Annotated in this window: 17 protein-coding genes and 1 pseudogene; 7 read left to right on the forward strand and 11 right to left on the reverse strand. The window is 72.4% G+C overall.

Going from position 1 to position 15,801, the window contains the following annotated elements; translation table 11 throughout:
• Nucleotides 1-9: 9 nt before the first annotated feature.
• The 3 genes from ACFWBD_RS21680 to ACFWBD_RS21690 are packed head-to-tail and all read right to left on the reverse strand — an operon-like array spanning nt 10 to nt 3,323.
• On the reverse strand, nt 10-732 hold the full coding sequence (locus ACFWBD_RS21680; protein WP_385669004.1) for a 1,4-alpha-glucan branching protein: 723 nt from the start codon (nt 730-732) through the stop codon (nt 10-12).
• Nucleotides 733-773: 41 nt separating this feature from the next.
• Nucleotides 774-1,775, reverse strand: coding sequence for a hypothetical protein (locus ACFWBD_RS21685; protein ID WP_385669007.1), 1,002 nt, complete (start codon nt 1,773-1,775; stop codon nt 774-776).
• Between the two features lie 48 nt (nt 1,776-1,823).
• A complete protein-coding gene (locus tag ACFWBD_RS21690) occupies nt 1,824-3,323 on the reverse strand; it encodes a long-chain fatty acid--CoA ligase (RefSeq protein ID WP_385669010.1) in 1,500 nt (499 codons plus the stop codon).
• A 150-nt stretch (nt 3,324-3,473) separates the two neighbouring features.
• On the opposite strand from ACFWBD_RS21690, the gene ACFWBD_RS21695 reads away from it, so the two are divergent.
• From ACFWBD_RS21695 to ACFWBD_RS21710, 4 genes are all read left to right on the forward strand, one after another.
• Nucleotides 3,474-4,673 carry a PucR family transcriptional regulator gene (locus ACFWBD_RS21695; RefSeq protein ID WP_385669013.1) on the forward strand — a complete coding sequence of 400 codons (1,200 nt, stop codon included), beginning with the start codon at nt 3,474-3,476 and terminating at the stop codon, nt 4,671-4,673.
• A 349-nt stretch (nt 4,674-5,022) separates the two neighbouring features.
• Nucleotides 5,023-5,289, forward strand: a complete 267-nt coding sequence (locus tag ACFWBD_RS21700) for an alpha/beta hydrolase (RefSeq protein WP_385669016.1) — start codon at nt 5,023-5,025, stop codon at nt 5,287-5,289.
• Nucleotides 5,290-5,490: 201 nt separating this feature from the next.
• The gene (locus ACFWBD_RS21705) at nt 5,491-6,720 is read left to right on the forward strand and encodes a PP2C family protein-serine/threonine phosphatase (RefSeq protein ID WP_385669019.1); all 1,230 of its coding nucleotides are present in this window, start codon (nt 5,491-5,493) and stop codon (nt 6,718-6,720) included.
• Between the two features lie 115 nt (nt 6,721-6,835).
• Nucleotides 6,836-7,018 (forward strand): hypothetical protein, encoded by a 183-nt coding sequence (locus ACFWBD_RS21710; protein ID WP_385669022.1) that lies wholly within the window; start codon nt 6,836-6,838, stop codon nt 7,016-7,018.
• Between the two features lie 32 nt (nt 7,019-7,050).
• Here the strand turns inward: ACFWBD_RS21710 and ACFWBD_RS21715 are convergent, their stop codons facing one another.
• From ACFWBD_RS21715 to ACFWBD_RS21730, 4 genes are all read right to left on the reverse strand, one after another.
• Nucleotides 7,051-7,533: a hypothetical protein gene (locus ACFWBD_RS21715; RefSeq protein ID WP_385669025.1), complete on the reverse strand. Its 483-nt coding sequence runs from the start codon at nt 7,531-7,533 to the stop codon at nt 7,051-7,053.
• A gap of 119 nt (nt 7,534-7,652) precedes the next feature.
• Nucleotides 7,653-8,510, reverse strand: coding sequence for a DMT family transporter (locus tag ACFWBD_RS21720; RefSeq protein ID WP_385669028.1), 858 nt, complete (start codon nt 8,508-8,510; stop codon nt 7,653-7,655).
• A gap of 206 nt (nt 8,511-8,716) precedes the next feature.
• A complete protein-coding gene (locus ACFWBD_RS21725) occupies nt 8,717-9,145 on the reverse strand; it encodes a DUF3618 domain-containing protein (protein ID WP_385669031.1) in 429 nt (142 codons plus the stop codon).
• Nucleotides 9,142-9,582 (reverse strand): phage holin family protein, encoded by a 441-nt coding sequence (locus tag ACFWBD_RS21730; RefSeq protein WP_385669034.1) that lies wholly within the window; start codon nt 9,580-9,582, stop codon nt 9,142-9,144. The genes ACFWBD_RS21725 and ACFWBD_RS21730 overlap by 4 nt, the downstream gene beginning before the upstream one ends.
• A gap of 307 nt (nt 9,583-9,889) precedes the next feature.
• Here ACFWBD_RS21730 and ACFWBD_RS21735 point away from each other — a divergent pair, with 307 nt between their 5' ends.
• A complete protein-coding gene (locus ACFWBD_RS21735; RefSeq protein ID WP_385669037.1) occupies nt 9,890-10,336 on the forward strand; it encodes an excalibur calcium-binding protein in 447 nt (148 codons plus the stop codon).
• Nucleotides 10,337-10,409: 73 nt separating this feature from the next.
• Here ACFWBD_RS21735 and ppk2 read toward each other — a convergent pair whose 3' ends face one another.
• Nucleotides 10,410-11,375, reverse strand: coding sequence for a polyphosphate kinase 2 (gene ppk2, locus ACFWBD_RS21740; protein WP_385669040.1), 966 nt, complete (start codon nt 11,373-11,375; stop codon nt 10,410-10,412).
• Between the two features lie 281 nt (nt 11,376-11,656).
• Here ppk2 and ACFWBD_RS21745 point away from each other — a divergent pair, with 281 nt between their 5' ends.
• On the forward strand, nt 11,657-13,933 hold the full coding sequence (locus ACFWBD_RS21745) for a catalase (RefSeq protein WP_385669043.1): 2,277 nt from the start codon (nt 11,657-11,659) through the stop codon (nt 13,931-13,933).
• An 85-nt stretch (nt 13,934-14,018) separates the two neighbouring features.
• Nucleotides 14,019-14,492 carry an MSMEG_6728 family protein gene (locus ACFWBD_RS21750; RefSeq protein WP_385669046.1) on the forward strand — a complete coding sequence of 158 codons (474 nt, stop codon included), beginning with the start codon at nt 14,019-14,021 and terminating at the stop codon, nt 14,490-14,492.
• 40 nt (nt 14,493-14,532) lie between these two features.
• Here ACFWBD_RS21750 and ACFWBD_RS21755 read toward each other — a convergent pair.
• From ACFWBD_RS21755 to ACFWBD_RS21765, 3 genes and pseudogenes are all read right to left on the reverse strand, one after another.
• Nucleotides 14,533-14,825 (reverse strand): annotated as a pseudogene (locus tag ACFWBD_RS21755) (SGNH/GDSL hydrolase family protein); the annotation flags it as partial.
• Nucleotides 14,824-14,967, reverse strand: a complete 144-nt coding sequence (locus tag ACFWBD_RS21760) for a hypothetical protein (protein ID WP_171401420.1) — start codon at nt 14,965-14,967, stop codon at nt 14,824-14,826. The pseudogene ACFWBD_RS21755 and the gene ACFWBD_RS21760, both read right to left, overlap by 2 nt.
• A 214-nt stretch (nt 14,968-15,181) precedes the next feature.
• A complete protein-coding gene (locus ACFWBD_RS21765; protein WP_385669049.1) occupies nt 15,182-15,769 on the reverse strand; it encodes a cell envelope biogenesis protein OmpA in 588 nt (195 codons plus the stop codon).
• Nucleotides 15,770-15,801 lie beyond the last annotated feature (32 nt).

Consider the following 15,801-nt stretch of genomic DNA (forward strand, 5'->3'; position numbering starts at 1 on the left):
GGCACCGGTTCACGCTGTGACGTCGACGTCCACCTCGACGTCCACCTGGGCGTCGGCGGCCTGGTCCTGGGCACGGAAGCCGCTGTGCAGGACGACGAAGAGGCCCCGCGTGCGAGTACCGTCCGGCAGCCGCCAGAAGCCGGCGACGTGGCCGATCGCCTGCGGGGGCAGGAAGGGCTCGTCGTCCGGGGCGGGGCGCAGGACCCGGTGCAGGCGGAGGGTCGTGCCCTGCGGTGCGGGCAGCGCGGTGCCCTCTTGATCGTCCATGGCACCGGCGGTGAAGTCCGTGGGTGCGAAACCGGCACCGGTGCAGGAGCGGGTGACCTCCCGGTCGGGGGCGTCACTCGTGTACTGGTCCTGGGCCTGGACCCGGCCCTCGACCAGGGCCGTCAACTGGGCGGCCAGCAGCGGATCATGGCAGCCGTCGTAGGCCCAGCGCCGCCCCAGCACCCCGTGCTCCATGGTGCCGACGAGGGCATGCTCCGCCCCGTCGAGCGGGGCGCCGCGATAGGTCAACGGAATCAGGTAGGTGACCGGACGGCTGCCGGAGGTGTCGGTGACCACCAGGAACTCGATCCCGACCTCGCCCTGGGGGTCGTCCAGCCGGAAGCCGCCGGCCTTCGCCAGTTCCGGTCCGTTCGTGCCGCCCGCGTACCACGGCCGGGAGGGCAGCCAGGAGGTGAGCAGTTCCAGCTTGGTAGGCCTGAGGGCGGTGCGGTGGATGACGGCCATGCCGAGGATCCCCTTCCGTGATGCGGTTGTTCCGGGACAGGTCAGGCGGACCGGTCTTCGTCCGTGGGCGCGTTCCAGGCCGGCAGGGGCAGTCCGGCGGAGGTCGTCACCTGAAGCACCTCGCACCCCATGAGCGGCACGGCGGCGAAGAGGCGCTGCCGAACCCGTTCGCCGTCCTCGGGCGGAAAGGCGATCCGGATCTGGTGGGGGCCGGCTGTCTCGTAGGTGAGATGCCAGTCGGTGTCGACGGTCGCGAAGTGGTCCTGGCTCATCTCGTCGTGCGCGGAGCGCCATGAGCCCCGGTCGACGGTGGGAGCCAGCGCGTCGCGCAGGATCCGCAGGCGCTCGGCGTGGGCGAGGGGTCCTTCGGACAGTCGCAGGCATCGGTCGGTGCGGGGGCGGAAAACGTTGAACCACGGTTTCAGGTCCGGCTCCATGTCCGACAGCAAGCCGGAGCTGACGTGTCCGCCGACCCATCCGGCGAGGAACTCGGCCGCGCCCATGTGATGCGTCTCGTACCGGCCCTCGCTGCTCCACACCACGACCGGCCACACCTCGGTGGCCCCGCCGGTGAGCCAGCACAGCCGGTCGGCGTCCATGGTGGTGCCCCAGATCAGCAGCGCCTCCGGGGCAGCGCCGGGGGTGGGGCGCAGTGGATGCGGGCGGCAGTCACGCTCCCGTGCGGGAGCCGCGGAAGCTGCGGAAGCTGCGGAAGCTGCGGAAGCTGCGGAAGCTGCGGAAGCTGCGGAAGCTGCGGGAAATGCGGAAGCTGCGGGAAATGCGGGAGATGTCGTGAGGTCGGCGCTCCGCCATTCGATGCCGTTGTGCCTGCTCGTACCGAACGGCGTGCGGAGGTAGAGGAAGTCGCAGAACTCCCCCCAGCCGTAGGTCTCCACGAGCCGTCGGTAGTCGACGGGCAGCCGACTGCCGATCCCGGCCTCCACGGCGGTCCAGTCCCCGCGGGCGTGCACCGGTTCGGCCGGTGGCGCCACGAGCCGGACCAGTCGTTCACAGCTCGTGGCGGCAACATCCGAATCGGCCATGGCGGCAGCGTAGTTGCCCTCCCCGCCGGCTTCTCCGCGGCCTCGGCCTCAGCCTCGCCCCGGCCCGACGGTCGCGGCGATCTGCCGCTTGAGGATCTTGCCGCTGGGGCCGGTCGGCAGGGTGTCCACGAGCCACACCTCGCGCGGGTACTTGTACGCCGCCACCCGGCTCTTGACGAACTCCCTCAGCTCGTCCGGCGTGGCATGGGCGCCCGGGCGCAGGACGACGGCGGCCGCGATCTCCTCGCCCAGGTGGGTGTGCGGCACGCCCACCACGGCGGCCAGGGCGACGGCCGGGTGCTCGTGCAGGACCTCCTCCAGCTCGCGCGGGTAGACGTTGTAGCCGCCACGGATGATCATGTCCTTCTTGCGGTCCACGATGTACAGGTAGCCGTCCTCGTCCTGCCGCGCGAGGTCGCCGGAGCGCAGCCAGCCGTCCTGGACGGCGGCCGCCGTCTCCTCGGGCCGGTTCCAGTAGCCCTTCATCACGTTCGGGCCGCGCACGACCAGTTCGCCCACCTCGCCCGGGGCGACGTCCTGGCCCTTGTCGTCGAGGAGCCGCACCCGCACGTCACGGATCGGGGTGCCGACGGAGCCGGCCTTGCGCGGTCGGTCGGGGTGGTTGAAGGTGACCACCGGGCTGGTCTCGGACATGCCGAAGCCCTCCAGCACCGCACAGCCGAAGCGCCGCTCGAAGCCGTGCAGTACCTCCACCGGCAGCGAGGCCCCGCCCGAAACGCACATCCGCAGCGTGGACACGTCCGCCTGCGACGGGTGCTGGAGCAGCGCCGCGTACATCGTGGGAACGCCCTCGAAGACCGTGGCCCGGTCGCGGGCGATGGCGTCCAGCACGGTCTGCGGTTCGAAACGGGGGATCAGGGTGAGGGAGGCGCCGGCGCGGACGGCCACGCTCATCGTGCAGATCTGGCCGAAGATGTGGAACAGCGGCAGACAGCCCACCACCACGTCCTGCGGTGTCATCCGCTGGACGTGGACCGTGTTGACCTCGGTGTTGTGCCGCAGCCCGCCGTGCGTGAGCGTGGCGCCCTTGGGGCGGCCGGTGGTGCCGGAGGTGTAGAGGAGCACGGCCACGTCGTCGACGCCGGTCTCGGCCGTCTCGGGCAGCGGCTCGTGCCCGGCCAGCAGTGCGGCGAAGGCGGCGGGTTCGACGGCCAGGTGCCGCACTCCGGCGGCGGCCGCGCCCTGGGCGCCCTCTCCCGGCGCCTGGTGCCACTCGAACAGCAGCACCGCCCCGGAGTCGTCGAGGTGGTACTCGGTCTCCCGCGTCTTCAGCAGCGGATTCATCGGTACGACGATCCCCCCGGCGCGCAGCACTGCGTAGTACAGGACGACGAACTCGGGAACGTTGGGCAGCATCAGGGCGACGCGGTCCCCCGGCCGCACGCCCTCGGCCCGGAGCAGCGTGGCGGCGCGGGCACTGCGCTCGTCCAGCTCCGCGTAGCTGGTGACCTGCTCGCCCAGGCGCAGCGCGGGGCGCCCCGGCTGCCGCTGTGCCGTCTCCACCAGGAACTGCGCCAGATTGGCCATGACCCGCCTCCACGAACGTCACCGATGAAATCCGCTGTTCACCTGCGCGACATCGTGCTGCCACGCATGGCGACGGACCATGGGCGACGGGACAGCGCCACCCCTCCCGGATTGTCCCGGGGAACAAAACGATGGCGTTAAGCTGCGGGAATGGAGATCTCGGGCGTGGCCGCGGCCCTTCATTCCAGACTTCCGGAACTGGGTGAGCGGATCGCGCAGCGTATCCGCTCGGACGTCGACGCCTACGACGAGGAGTCGCTGATCCCCTTCGACTCGCTGCGCCGCTCGTGCACCGCCAACGCGGACCTGGTGCTGAGCCACCTCGGTGACGCGGATGCCCCGGATCCGAGCCCGGCCCGCGAGACCGGCCGGGTGCGCGCCGAGCAGGGCGTGCCCCTGGCGGACACCCTGCACGCGTACCGGGTCGGCTTCGAACTGCTGTGGACGGAGATCCTGCTGGAGTCACGGACGCATCCCGAGGTCTCCGACGACCAGTTGGTGTCCCAGTCCGCGGAGATCTGGGCGTTGTTCGGCCTGTACGCGGAGGCGGTGGCGGTGGCCTACCGCGAGACCTCCGCCGAGTTGACCTCGCAGCGCCACGCCCGGCGCTCGGCACTGGTGGAGGCGCTGTTCACCGGCGTCATCGCCGACCGGACCACGCTGTGGGAGGCGGCCCGCGAGCTGGGCCTGCCGGAACACGGCCCCTACGCGGTGGCCGCGGCGGCGGCCGGCGCTCCCGGCGAGGAGCCGCCGGCGGGCATCGAAGCCGTGTTGCGCCAGGCCCAACTCGCTTCGGCCTGGCGGCTGTTGCCCGACCATCAGATCGGTGTGATCGCCCTGCCCACGCCGGCGGCGGAGAGCACCTGTCTGCGGGTCCTGCGTCAAGCCCCGGCCCGCGTGGGCGTCAGCCCGTGCTTCCACTCCCTGCGGGACACCCCACAGGCGCTGCGCTTCGCCCGTCTGGCCCTGGCCGGGCTGCGGGGCACCGGTCCCGGCGTCGCGCGGTTCGACGACAACCCGCTGGCCATGGTGGTGGCCGCCGCTCCGGCGGAGGCGGCGCACCTCGTGGAAGTGGTCCTCCAGCCCCTGGTCGACCTCCCGGTCGCGGAGCGCGCTCGCCTGCTGGAGACCCTGGAACACTGGTTCGGCGCCGCCGGCTCGGCCACCGACGCGGCCCGGGGCCTCTTCGTCCACCCCAACACCGTCCGTTACCGGCTGCGCCGTGTCGAGGAGTTGACGGGCCGTTCCCTCTCCGACCCGCGCGCGGTGGCCGACATCGGTGCGGCGCTCCTGGCCGTCCGCAACGCCGGCGTCGGACCGGGCGAACAGCCGCCGCCCGCACCGGACTGACGTGGCTGCTCACGGACGCGCTCCGGCGGGTCACGCCATGGCGAGGTCGTGCCGTCGCGGTCCGGGCAACCGCTCAACGATCCAGGCGCCGGGGGCCGCCCCGACGGCCGGCGGTGAGGCTGGCACCAGGCGGAACGGGGAGCTGACCGGAGTGAGGCGGGGAGCGAAACGGCCTGGCGTCGGACCGCATGGGGCTCCTCGACGATCCGTGCACGGCGACGGCGTCCCTGGCCACCGCGTTCGTGCCGGCGGCGTCCGCGACCCCGGTCTCCGCATCGTCCCCGCCCGCCCTGACCCGACCCCCCTCACGGACGAGGCGCGGCGGTCGTTCGCCGCCTCGATCCGCACCATGGGTCGGGCCGCGCAGGGCCGCCCGGCCGTACCGGACTCCGACTTCGCGGAAACCCTGGACCTCCTGCCGAACGGAGGCGACCACGGTTCCCTCCTGGTCACCGTCACCGGCTCCGACCGGCACGGCGTCTACGGGCCGTACGGCAGCACCTGCGTCGACGGCACGGTCAACGCCTACCTGCGCACCGGGAGGCTGCCCGCCGCGGACGTCACCTGCGCGGGCGGGCCCACCGGCGCGGCGGGAGAGCCCCGCGCAAGGAGCTGAGACCGCCACGCCGACCACCCTTTCGTGCGGCTTCCTCCGCAGGTGAGGTGGATGCCGCCGGCCCTCGGCCACGGCCGATTGCGCCGTGGCCGATCGGGGAACGCGTCCGTCTCGAGAGACGCGGTTTCCAGGCCCCGCCGCGATCTCCCTTCTATCGTGGAACGGCACAGTGAGGCTCGGCACCGAGACAGGCGGCAGGACATGCGGAAACCACTGATCGACTATGTGGCGGTCTTCCGAGCCCTGCCCGGCATGGTGGCCCTCCTCACCCCCGACCTGATCTACGCGGACGCCAACGACGACTTCCTGCGGCTGGCCGGACGCACCCGCGAGCAGCTGCTCGGCCGGTACATCTTCGACGTCTTCCCGGAGAACCCGAACGATCCGGCCGCGGCCGGCATGCGGGAGACCCGGGAGTCGATGCTGCGGGTGGTCGCCACCGGCGAACGCGACACGATGGCACTACTGCGCTATGACATCGAGGACCCCCACCGGCCCGGCGTGTGGCGCGAGCACTACTGGAGCCCGGTGAACGCGCCCGTCCACGGCCCCGACGGGCACGTGGCGCTGGTCGTGCACCGGGTGGAGGAGGTCACCGAACTCATCCACGCGCGCGGCGGCCCGAACGGCGGGGCCCGAGCCCGGGTCCTGGAGGCCGAGCTGTACACCCGGGCCCGCGAGCTGCAAGAGGTCAACGAACGGCTCCGCCGGTCCCACGCCCACGAGCGGGAGGTCGCTCTGGCCCTCCAGGCGGCGATGCTGCCCGCGCCCGGCCCGACCGGGCCGCACGCCGCTGCCGTGCGCTACAGGCCCGCGGTCGGCGCGCTGAACGTGTGCGGCGACTGGTACGACCTGGTCGACCTGCCCGGCGACAATCTCGCCGTCGCCGTCGGCGACGTCGTCGGGCACGGCCTCGCGGCGGCCTGCACCATGGGACAGCTGCGCAGCGCCCTGAGCGCCGCCTGCCGCGTGGCCGACGGCCCGGCCCAGGCCCTGGAGGCCCTCGGCCTGTACGCCCGCTTCGTCGAGGGCGCCGAGGCGACCAGCGTCGTGACGACCTTCATCGACTGGGACAGCCACACCATCACCTACAGCTGCGCCGGCCACCCGCCGCCCGCCCTCGTGCACCGCGACGGGACCGTCACCTTCCTCGACCAGGCCACCGATCCCCCGCTGGCCGCCCGCCCGGAGCACCTCCCCCGCCCTCAGGCCCACACCGGCTTCACCGAGGGCGCCACCCTCGTCCTGTACACCGACGGCCTGATCGAGCGCCGCGACGAGGACATCGACACGGGCCTGGCCCGGCTCTCCGCTTCCCTCACCCACCACAGACACTCGGCCCCCGAACCCCTGGCCGACGCCCTCCTCACCGACCTCCTCCCCACCACCGGCACCACCGACGACACGGCCCTGATCGTCCTACGCCTGTGACCCGCCCGGAACCGGCGGCGGCTGGCCAGTTCGGCGGCGTGCGGGTCCTCGCCTCGGCTGCTGCCGGCACACCGCTGCGCGGCCTACGCGGTTGACGTTCCTTGCCTTCTTCGCCGTGAACCGGCCCCTGACGGCCAGTGGGCTGGTCGACTTCAGCCTGTGGGGATGGCTGCTGTACGTCCCTCTCCTCGCCGCCGAGGCAAGACTCCGTGCCGCGCGCAAACCGGCCGGGCAGCGGGTGGTCGCCCGCATCGAACCCCGCCTCGCCAGTTCCTCCGCACCCTCGACCACGCCCTGACACAGGACGTCGAGGGTCTCGTTCCGTTTCCGTCAGTCGAAAGGGCCGGACGGGTCGCGGGTGCCGGGGGTGGCGGGGGTGGCGGGGGTGGCTGTGTGATCAGGGTGGTCGCGGGTGCGGCGGGCTTCCTTCAGCTCCGCCTCGTAGAGGTGGTCGCGCCCTTGGGCGAGCTGTTGCACCGCCTCGTGTTCCAGCTGTCTGAAGACCCGGTAGTACGTCCCGTCGTAGGCTTCGACGAGCTGGAACGTCCAGTGTCCGGGGATGACGTTGCGCCCCAGGATCTCCGTCTCGACACGTTCTGCCCAGGTCTCGTGGCCCGCGCTGCGCAGCAGTGCGACCGCCCGGTCGAGTTCCAGGTCCGCGGTGCCGGTGAGCTGGTGGAACGAGTAGAGGTGCCCACGGGCCCGCTCGACCGTCTCCAGCGCTTTGGAGAGTGAGCCCAGCGCTTCCACCGTCGCGTCGCCGACGCCCGGGGGACGCCGGTGCTCGTGGTCCGGACCGTGGAGGTCACCCATCTTCGCCCCTTCCTTCGCGCCCGGGACTCCCGCCCGTCCCGCCCAGCACAGCACGGCACGGTCGGCGGCACCGGTCGTGCCGTCCGGATGCACGAGCGTCGCACCCGTTCGAGCGGGTCTCAGCGCACGACGTCGACGAGGTGGGGCACCACCCGGGTGAGCCGCACCACGGCCCAGAGGATGAGGAGTGCGCCGATCGCCTCGGGCAGCAGCCACCAGCCCGTTCGGATGCTTTCGTCGAACAGCGCCACGCCCAGCAGGAGGCTCACCGCCGCGTCTCCGATGGTCAGCGCGGGCTGTGACGCGGCCAGGGGGCCGGCCTGCAGGGCGTTCTCCAGCAACAGGAGGGCCAGGACCCCGGTGATCGCGAATCCGTAGGTCTGCCAGGCGGTGAGGAACGCGGGCAGGCCCGCGTCGGCGAGGCGTCCCGTGGCGGACTTCAGCAGGGCGGCGGTCAGGGCGTTGCCGACCGCCGCGGCCGAGGCCAGCGCGGCGGCTCGGAACAACGGTGAGGAGGCGGAGCGGGCGAGGAGGAACGCCACGGCCATCGCTCCCAGGGTGAGCGCCAGGACCGGGATCCAGCGCGCCATGGAGGCCTGTTCCCGGCTGCCGGAGGGGGCGGCCGCCGCCAGGAGCACGGCGAGTCCGGCCACCACTCCCCCGACCGCCCACCAGCCTTCGGACGACAGCCGGCGGTGCATGAGGGGCACCGCCAACAGCAGCGCGAAGGGGAGCTCGAGGATGAACAGGGGCTGGACCAGCGCCATGGGACCGTTGATGAGGGCCAGGGCCTGGAACACCGCGGCGCCCACCACGCCCGCGATGCCGATCGACCAGGCGGGCCGCCGCACGAGGGCGAGCAGCAGCCGTACTCCGCCGCCCTGTTCCACCGTGGAGGCGGCCTTGCGCTGGAACGCCGTGCCCACCGCGTTACTGACGGCGCCGAGGACGGCGAACACCACGGCGAGCACCATCAAGACTCCACTGTGCCTGACTTGCCCGGCCTGTCCGGCCTGCCTGGCCGGACGGCCGTCGTACCGGTGTGGGCGGGGACGGCCGGTGCGGGCGGGGACCGGACGGACCGATCGCTTCGGCCGCAGTCTCACGCCCGGCGGCATGATCCGCAGTTCGGCGAAGGGCGCCGCCCGCCCGGTGAGGCCGACGGCGCCCGTCCCGCCGTCGGCTACTTCTTGCCGCGGCGCAGCAGCAGGTAGGCGACGGCGACCGCCGTGGCGGCCCCGATGAGGGCAGCGCGGTGGTCACGCACCTGGCGGGGCGCCTTGTCCTGCCACATCTGCTCGGCCTGCCCGGCCTTGGCCCTGACCTGGACAGCGGCCGCGGCGGCCGTGTCCTTGACCGGGGCGGGCACCTTCTCCTCCAGCAGATGGGCCGCCTCGGCCGCCTTCGTCCTGGCCTGCTCGGACAGATGCGCCGCCGTGGTGCCGGCCTGTTCCTTCAGCGCGGTCGCCTTCTCCTGCGCGCGGGCCTTGACGTCCGTCTTGGCGGCCAGCGCCTCAACCGTCTCGCCGAGTTCATGGCGGGTCTGCTCTACCTGTCGGCGCAGTTCCTCGGGGCCGGCCGCGGTGGGCTCGTCGTGGGGTGGCTGGGTCATCGTCGTGCACTCTCCTTGATCTCCGACACATCGGCTTTCACGCTGTCGACGGTCCGCTCGGGCACCGGTGGGGCGGCCGCGCCGACCTGCTTCTTGCCGGTCAGGGCCAGCACGGCGGTGATCACCGCCAGTACGGCCGTGACGATCAGGGCCGCGGCCCACACCGGGAGCGGTACCGCGATCGCGGCGATCGCGGTGGCGACCAGCGCCTGAAGGGTGAGGAAGCCGAAGAGTCCGGCCCCGCCGAACAGTCCACCGCCCTTGCCGTAACGCTTGCCCTTCTCCACCATCTCCGCCCGTGCGAGCTGCATTTCGCCGCGCACCAGTTCGGTCAGCTGCTGCGAAGCGCGTTGCACCAGGTCGCCGGCCGAGTCACCGCCGTCGGCGGTCCGCGCGTCGCGCTCGCCGTCCGTGCCGTACCGTCCTGCTTCAGCCATCGCCTTCACCCCTTCCTCTTGGTGCCGCACCGGGTACCCGATGACCGGCGGGAAAGACATCCCCGCCGCGAACGGGACACGTCGGGCCTGCGCCCGGGTCTTCCCCCACGCGGTACAGGACGCAGCGCTCGCGACTTCGCCCGGCCGTGGCGGTCGGAGGTCGTCCTGCCGCGCCGGCGCCGGTACGCCACCGCCGGCGGCCCGGCGGATCGGGGCGGGTCCACTCGGATGGCCGCTCGCCTCGCGCGACGGCGCCGGTCTTTGCCTAGCGTCGAAGCGACGGCCGCCCGGCCGGGAGGAGACACCCATGCCCCATCGCACCGTCGTCGCGGGCATAGCCGCGACGATCATGACCTTGGCTCCGCTGTCCGGAGTCGCCCACGCCCAGGACCTCGACTGCCGCGACTTCACCTACCAGGAGGACGCCCAGGCGGAGTTCGACCGGAACACCAGCGACCCCAACCGCCTCGACGAGGACCAGGGACCGGACGACGGCATCGCCTGCGAGGTCCTCCCTCGCCGGTCGCTGCCCACCCTCGTTCCCGCCACGAGCATTCCCGCGCCGGTCCCGACCGGCGCGGCGCCGGTCGCGATCAGCCCTGCGGCGCTGCCCAGCCTCGGTGTGCGCGGCGGCGTCGGCGGCGCCGTGACCGCGGGTCCGTCCGGCTGGGACATCGGCATGGGGGTCAGCCTGACGGCGGCGGGCCTGCTGGCCGCCGCCGCTTGCGTGAGGGGGCGCCGGCGCCGCCTCTGACCGGCCCCGCCCCTGCCAGGGCCTCGCCGGCACCGCTGTGCGGGCCCCCGTGCCGACGGACCCGCGCCACGCTTCAGGAGTTCGTGCCGCCGGGATGCCGTCCGGGGCCCTGGGTCCGGTTGGTCAGCGGGGTCGGGGACAGGACGGTGTCCTCTTCGCCCGGCTCCAGGAGGGTGGCGGCGGCGCCGACGACCAGGGGGTCCGGACTGCCGACCGCCTCGGCGTCCTTGGCCGCGTAGTCGATGCGGTGCAGCAGAATGCGCATGGCTTCGAGGCGGCCCCGCCGTTTGTCATTGCTCTTGACGACCGTCCAGGGGGCGTGCGCGGTGTCGGTGACGCGGAACATCTCGACCTTGGCGGTGGTGTACTCGTCCCAGCGGTCGAGGGAGTCGACGTCGGTGGGTGAGAGCTTCCACTGGCGTACCGGGTCGACCTGGCGGATCGCGAACCGCGTCCGCTGTTCGGCCCGGGAGACGGAGAACCAGAACTTCACCAGGATGACGCCGTCCTCGACGAGCATCTCCTCGAAGAGCGGGCACTGCTTGAGGAACAGTTCGTAGGCCTGTTGGGTGCAGAAGCCCATGACCCGTTCGACGCCTGCCCGGTTGTACCAGGAGCGGTCGAAGAAGACGATCTCACCCGGCCCGGGGAGATGGTCGACGTAACGCTGGAAGTACCACTGGCCTTTCTCCCGGTCCGTGGGCTTGCCGAGGGCCACGATCTTCGCGCCGCGTGGATTGAGGCGTTCGGTGAATCGCTGGATGGTGCCGCCCTTGCCCGCCGCGTCCCGTCCCTCGCAGATCACGACCACGCGGGCGCCGGTGTCGTTGACCCAGCGCTGGAGTTTGAGCAGTTCGATCTGGAGGACGCGCTTGGTGCGTTCGTACTCCTTGCGGCTCACCTTGCGGTCGTAGGGATAGTTCTCCCGCCACGTCGTGATCGGCTGACTGGCGCCGTCGAGCAGCACCGGTTGCTCCGGTCTGCGGTCGTCCACCGTCAGCCCGTCGAGCAACCGGGCCTCGACCTCTTCACGATCCATCGGTTCCGCGCCTCCTTGGAATGCGTCCCTCGCGTCTGCTGGGTTTCGTGCCGGCGGCCGCCCAAACGCGCCGGTACGCGTCCGCCTCGCCGCGCGATGACTGCCGGAAGGCCGTTTGGTCCGGCCCGGCGCGGAAACCCCGATGGTCCGACCGAACCCGGCGCCACGAGGTTCACCCCATCGGTACGCGCCTGGTGCGCGGCCCTCCGGGCCGTGAGAGCGTGACACACCAAATGTCCTTTTTTATACATTTTCGGTTCCCATCGGAGGACTGTCATCCCATGACCGAGACCAACCCCCTCAAGCGGGCGGCCCAGAAGATCACCGACAGCCTCCAGGGCCACGGAGGGAAGCCGGAGGACGGCATTCCCGGCAAGCCCGCGCCCGAGTCCCCGTCCGTCGCGGAGCCGACGGAGCCCCGCGATCCGCTGCCGCCCAAGCCGGACCAGAGCGGCCCCGACACGGTGTCGCCGACCGGACAGCCCACGGGCGCCGACCAGGCCCGCTCGGCGCAGTCCGGCAGCTATCTCACGACCGCCCAGGGCACCCGGCTCCACGACACCGACCACTCGCTCAAGGCGGGGCCCCGGGGGCCGGTACTGCTCCAGGACCACCATCTGCGCGAGAAGGTCATGCACTTCGACCACGAGCGCATCCCGGAGCGCGTGGTCCACGCCCGGGGCGCCGCGGCGCACGGCACGTTCCAGAGCTACGGCACGGCGGCCTCCGTGACCAAGGCGGCGTTCCTCGCCGAGGACGAGGAGACGCCGGTGTTCGTGCGCTTCTCCACGGTGCTGGGGTCGCGGGGCTCGTCCGACACGGTGCGGGACACCCGGGGATTCGCGACGAAGTTCTACACCAGCGAGGGCGTCTTCGACCTGGTCGGGAACAACATGCCCGTCTTCTTCATCCAGGACGCGATCAAGTTCCCCGACATCATCCACGCCGGCAAACCGCACCCGGACCGGGAGATCCCGCAGGCGCAGAGCGCGCACGACACCTTCTGGGACTTCGTCACCCTGCACACCGAGGCCACCCACCACACGCTGTGGAACATGTCCGACCGGGGCATCCCGCGCTCGTACCGGACGATGGAGGGCTTCGGCGTCCACACGTTCCGCCTGGTCGACGCCGCGGGTGCGACGACGCTGGTGAAGTTCCACTGGAAGCCCAAGCTGGGTGTGCACTCGCTGGTCTGGGAGGAGGCGCAGATCATCAACGGCGTCGACCCCGACTTCCACCGGCGGGACCTCGCGGACGCCATCGAGGCGGGCGCGTACCCGCAGTGGGAACTGGGCATCCAGACGTTCCCCGACACCCCGGACCAGATGTTCGAGGGCATCGACCTGCTGGACCCGACGAACCTCGTGCCCGAGGAGCTCGCGCCCGTGCAGCCGGTCGGGCTGCTGACCCTCGACCGCAACCCGTCGAACTTCTTCGCCGAGACCGAGCAGGTCGCCTTCCACGTCGGCCATCTCGTGCCGGGTGTCGACATCACCGACGACCCGCTGCTCGCGGGCCGGCTGTTCTCCTACCTGGACACCCAGATCACCCGCCTGGGCGGCCCCAACTTCCCGCAGCTGCCCATCAACCGCCCGCACGCGCCCGTCAACGACATGCTGCGCGACGGCTTCCACCAGACGGCCGTGCACCGGGGGGTCGCCCCCTACCGGCCCAACTCGCTCGACGGCGGCTGTCCGTTCCTCGCGGGGGCGGACACCGGGGCGTTCATCGAGGCTCCGGTGCGTGTGCCGGAGAGCACCAAGGTCCGCGAGGCGCCCGAGTCGTTCGCGGACCACTTCAGCCAGCCCCGCCGGTTCTGGCTCAGCATGTCCCCGCTGGAGCGCGAGCACATCATCGGCGCGTACACCTTCGAGCTCGCCAAGTGCTACGAACAGGCCATCCGGGAGCGGGCCCTGCAGGTCCTGGCCAACATCGACCCGGAGCTGTGCGGCGAGGTGGCGACGGGCCTCGGACTGCCGGCGCCCGCGCCCACCGTTCCCCTCGCCGACGTCGAGCCCAGCCCGGCCCTGTCGCAGCTCGGCCGTAACTGGCCGACGGACGGCCGCGTCATCGGCATCGTCGTCGGCCCGGACGGCGACCTGGACGGCGTACGCGCGGTGCGTGAGGCGATCGTCGAGGGCGGCATGGTCCCGCTGGTCGTCGCCCAGGCGGGTGGCGTGCTCGGCTCCGGTGAGGGCGCGGTGACCGTGCAGCGCACGTATGCCACCGCGCGGTCCGTCGAGTTCGACGCGGTGCTGCTGGCCGGTCTGCCCGGGGTGGGCAGCGACGCGTACGGCGCCCGTGACGCCAAGGCGTTCCCCGCGGCGGCACAGCAGCTGACGGGCGATCCCCGGGTCACCCTGCTGGTGTCCGAGGCGTTCCGGCACGGCAAGGCCGTGGGCGCCTGGGCGGGCGGCGAAGCCGTCCTCGAAGGGGCCGGAGTACCCACCGGCGCGCCGGGTGTGGTGGTCGGCGACACCGGTACGGCCGCACTGGAGCAGCTCGTCACCCTGTTGGGCGAGCACCGCGCGTGGGACAGGTTCACCGCGGCCTGAGCGGTCCGGCCGGGGCGGCATCCGTCGATCGGTGTGCCGCCCCGGCCGTGTTGTGGAAACGCTTGCGGCGTACGGGGGTTGGACCATGCAGACGTTCCTGCCGTACCCGGACTTCACCGAGTCGGCAGCCGCACTGGACGCGCGCCGACTGGGCAAGCAGCGCGTCGAGGCGCTCCAGGTGCTGCGGGGGCTGACGGTCGTCGGCTACGGATGGCGCCACCACCCGGCGGTGCGCATGTGGACCGGGTATGAGGAGGCGCTGGTGCGCTACGGCCTTGAGGTCTGCGGTGTGTGGACGGCGACCGGACGTGCGGACACCTGCGCCGCCTCGCTGGTGACCGGCTTCGCCGGGCAGTCGGCCGGTATCCGCACCCAGGAGCGGCTCGCCGAGGCGGGCGAACTGCCGCCGTGGCTCGGCGATCCCGCGTTCCACCGCAGTCACCGGTCGGCGCTCGTGCGCAAGGATCCCGAGTTCTACACGGCCCTGTTCCCCGGCGTGCCCGACGATCTGCCGTACGTCTGGCCGGCGTCCGACCGCACCACTCCCCTGGAGGGTTGAGCCTCCGCCCTCCCCCTCCCCGTCGCACAGACCCTCGTCGTCAGGTGCGGTCGAGCACCGTGAGGTCCACCGCGTCGGCCGTCGTCTGCATCCCCTTGCCGTTGGGGTGCAGATGGTCACCACGAAGGGCAGGATCCGCTCGGGGTCGCAGGGGCTGCGCAGGATACGGTCGAAGTCGGTAACGGCCTCGTACTCCCCGCTGTCACGGAGGAACGCGTTGACGCCCCGGCGTACGGATCCGGCGGCCGGGTCCCACTCCGACCAGCCCTCGAAGGGGGCCACGGTGGCGCCGACGACGCACTTCCCGGCCGCGTGCGCACGGCGGACGATCTCAGCGTCGTGTCCGCAGGCGGGCCAGCAGGCCGCGCGCCTGGGCACGACGGCGCGGATCTGCCGCCGCACGGCGTGCCTGTTCCATCGTGCGCCGCCCCTGGGGGCTCCTGGCGAACTCCTTGATTCGCTGGATGACGCTCATCTTTGTCCTCCCCTTGTCTGACGGCGTACCGCCTCTTCCGGTCGTCCGGCTACCCCCGAACGCGCCGATCAGACCGGTTGATCGGGTCGGGGGGTTCGTTCTGGACGTTCCGGACTTTCCGGACGATCGGGGCGGGCGGATCCATCGGGTCGGGCGGGTTCGGGTCGGGCGGGTGGTTCGGGTCGTTCGGACCGCTCCGCCGCCGGCCGATCGCTCACGCCGCTCGTCCCCTCGCCGCCGTCGTCCGAAGCGGCGCGGCCGCGGGACGGGCGCCCGCGCCCTGGGTGCGGGCGGCGCGGACCCGGTAGGTCGTCTTCGTCGGGTCGGTGACGGGATCGCCGACCGTGATCCGGCCGGCCGCGTACAGCTCGTCGCACTCGGTGGCGGACAGCGCCACATAGCAGCCTCCCCGGCCGCTGTCGGCGTCGAGCGGCCGCCAGTAGCCGTACACCCGGCGTCCACTGGCGTGCTCGGTGACGAACACGGGCGTGCGCGGATCGGCGAGGATGCGCAGCACGTCGGCCCCGGCGCGGGCCGGCGAGGCGCCGGGACGGGGCGGGCGGGCGGGCCGCGTGTCCCGGGCCGCGCCGCCGTCGCCCGTGCGGGCCGCACGCGGTACCGGATTCGTGGCCGGTCGTGCCTTCTCCTCGCGGCCCGTCGGGAGCGGGCCACGCTGGCGCGGCACGCCGGCCGCCAAGACGACCGCGCCCGCCGCGCCGGGTACCTCCTCGTTACGACGCCACCAGGGATGTGCGTCGGAACGTACGTCGAGGATCTGCGGCTGGACGGCGGTGGGCGGCATGATCGGTGACCTTTCCTCGGCAGGGACATGAG

This window comes from Streptomyces sp. NPDC060002, from assembly GCF_042737245.1.
Classification (GTDB): Bacteria; Actinomycetota; Actinomycetes; order Streptomycetales; family Streptomycetaceae; genus Streptomyces.

Coding starts and splice junctions, on each gene's coding strand:
- ACFWBD_RS21685 (WP_385669007.1), bottom strand. CDS start 1,775: ATGGCCGATTCGGATGTTGCCGCCACGAGCTGTGAACGACTGGTCCGG.
- ACFWBD_RS21715 (WP_385669025.1), bottom strand. CDS start 7,533: ATGGGTGACCTCCACGGTCCGGACCACGAGCACCGGCGTCCCCCGGGC.
- ACFWBD_RS21730 (WP_385669034.1), bottom strand. CDS start 9,582: ATGGCTGAAGCAGGACGGTACGGCACGGACGGCGAGCGCGACGCGCGG.
- ACFWBD_RS21680 (WP_385669004.1), bottom strand. CDS start 732: ATGGCCGTCATCCACCGCACCGCCCTCAGGCCTACCAAGCTGGAACTG.
- ACFWBD_RS21690 (WP_385669010.1), bottom strand. CDS start 3,323: ATGGCCAATCTGGCGCAGTTCCTGGTGGAGACGGCACAGCGGCAGCCG.
- ACFWBD_RS21760 (WP_171401420.1), bottom strand. CDS start 14,967: ATGAGCGTCATCCAGCGAATCAAGGAGTTCGCCAGGAGCCCCCAGGGG.
- ACFWBD_RS21695 (WP_385669013.1), top strand. CDS start 3,474: ATGGAGATCTCGGGCGTGGCCGCGGCCCTTCATTCCAGACTTCCGGAA.
- ACFWBD_RS21765 (WP_385669049.1), bottom strand. CDS start 15,769: ATGCCGCCCACCGCCGTCCAGCCGCAGATCCTCGACGTACGTTCCGAC.
- ACFWBD_RS21725 (WP_385669031.1), bottom strand. CDS start 9,145: ATGACCCAGCCACCCCACGACGAGCCCACCGCGGCCGGCCCCGAGGAA.
- ppk2 (WP_385669040.1), bottom strand. CDS start 11,375: ATGGATCGTGAAGAGGTCGAGGCCCGGTTGCTCGACGGGCTGACGGTG.
- ACFWBD_RS21705 (WP_385669019.1), top strand. CDS start 5,491: ATGCGGAAACCACTGATCGACTATGTGGCGGTCTTCCGAGCCCTGCCC.
- ACFWBD_RS21735 (WP_385669037.1), top strand. CDS start 9,890: ATGCCCCATCGCACCGTCGTCGCGGGCATAGCCGCGACGATCATGACC.
- ACFWBD_RS21700 (WP_385669016.1), top strand. CDS start 5,023: ATGGGTCGGGCCGCGCAGGGCCGCCCGGCCGTACCGGACTCCGACTTC.
- ACFWBD_RS21745 (WP_385669043.1), top strand. CDS start 11,657: ATGACCGAGACCAACCCCCTCAAGCGGGCGGCCCAGAAGATCACCGAC.
- ACFWBD_RS21750 (WP_385669046.1), top strand. CDS start 14,019: ATGCAGACGTTCCTGCCGTACCCGGACTTCACCGAGTCGGCAGCCGCA.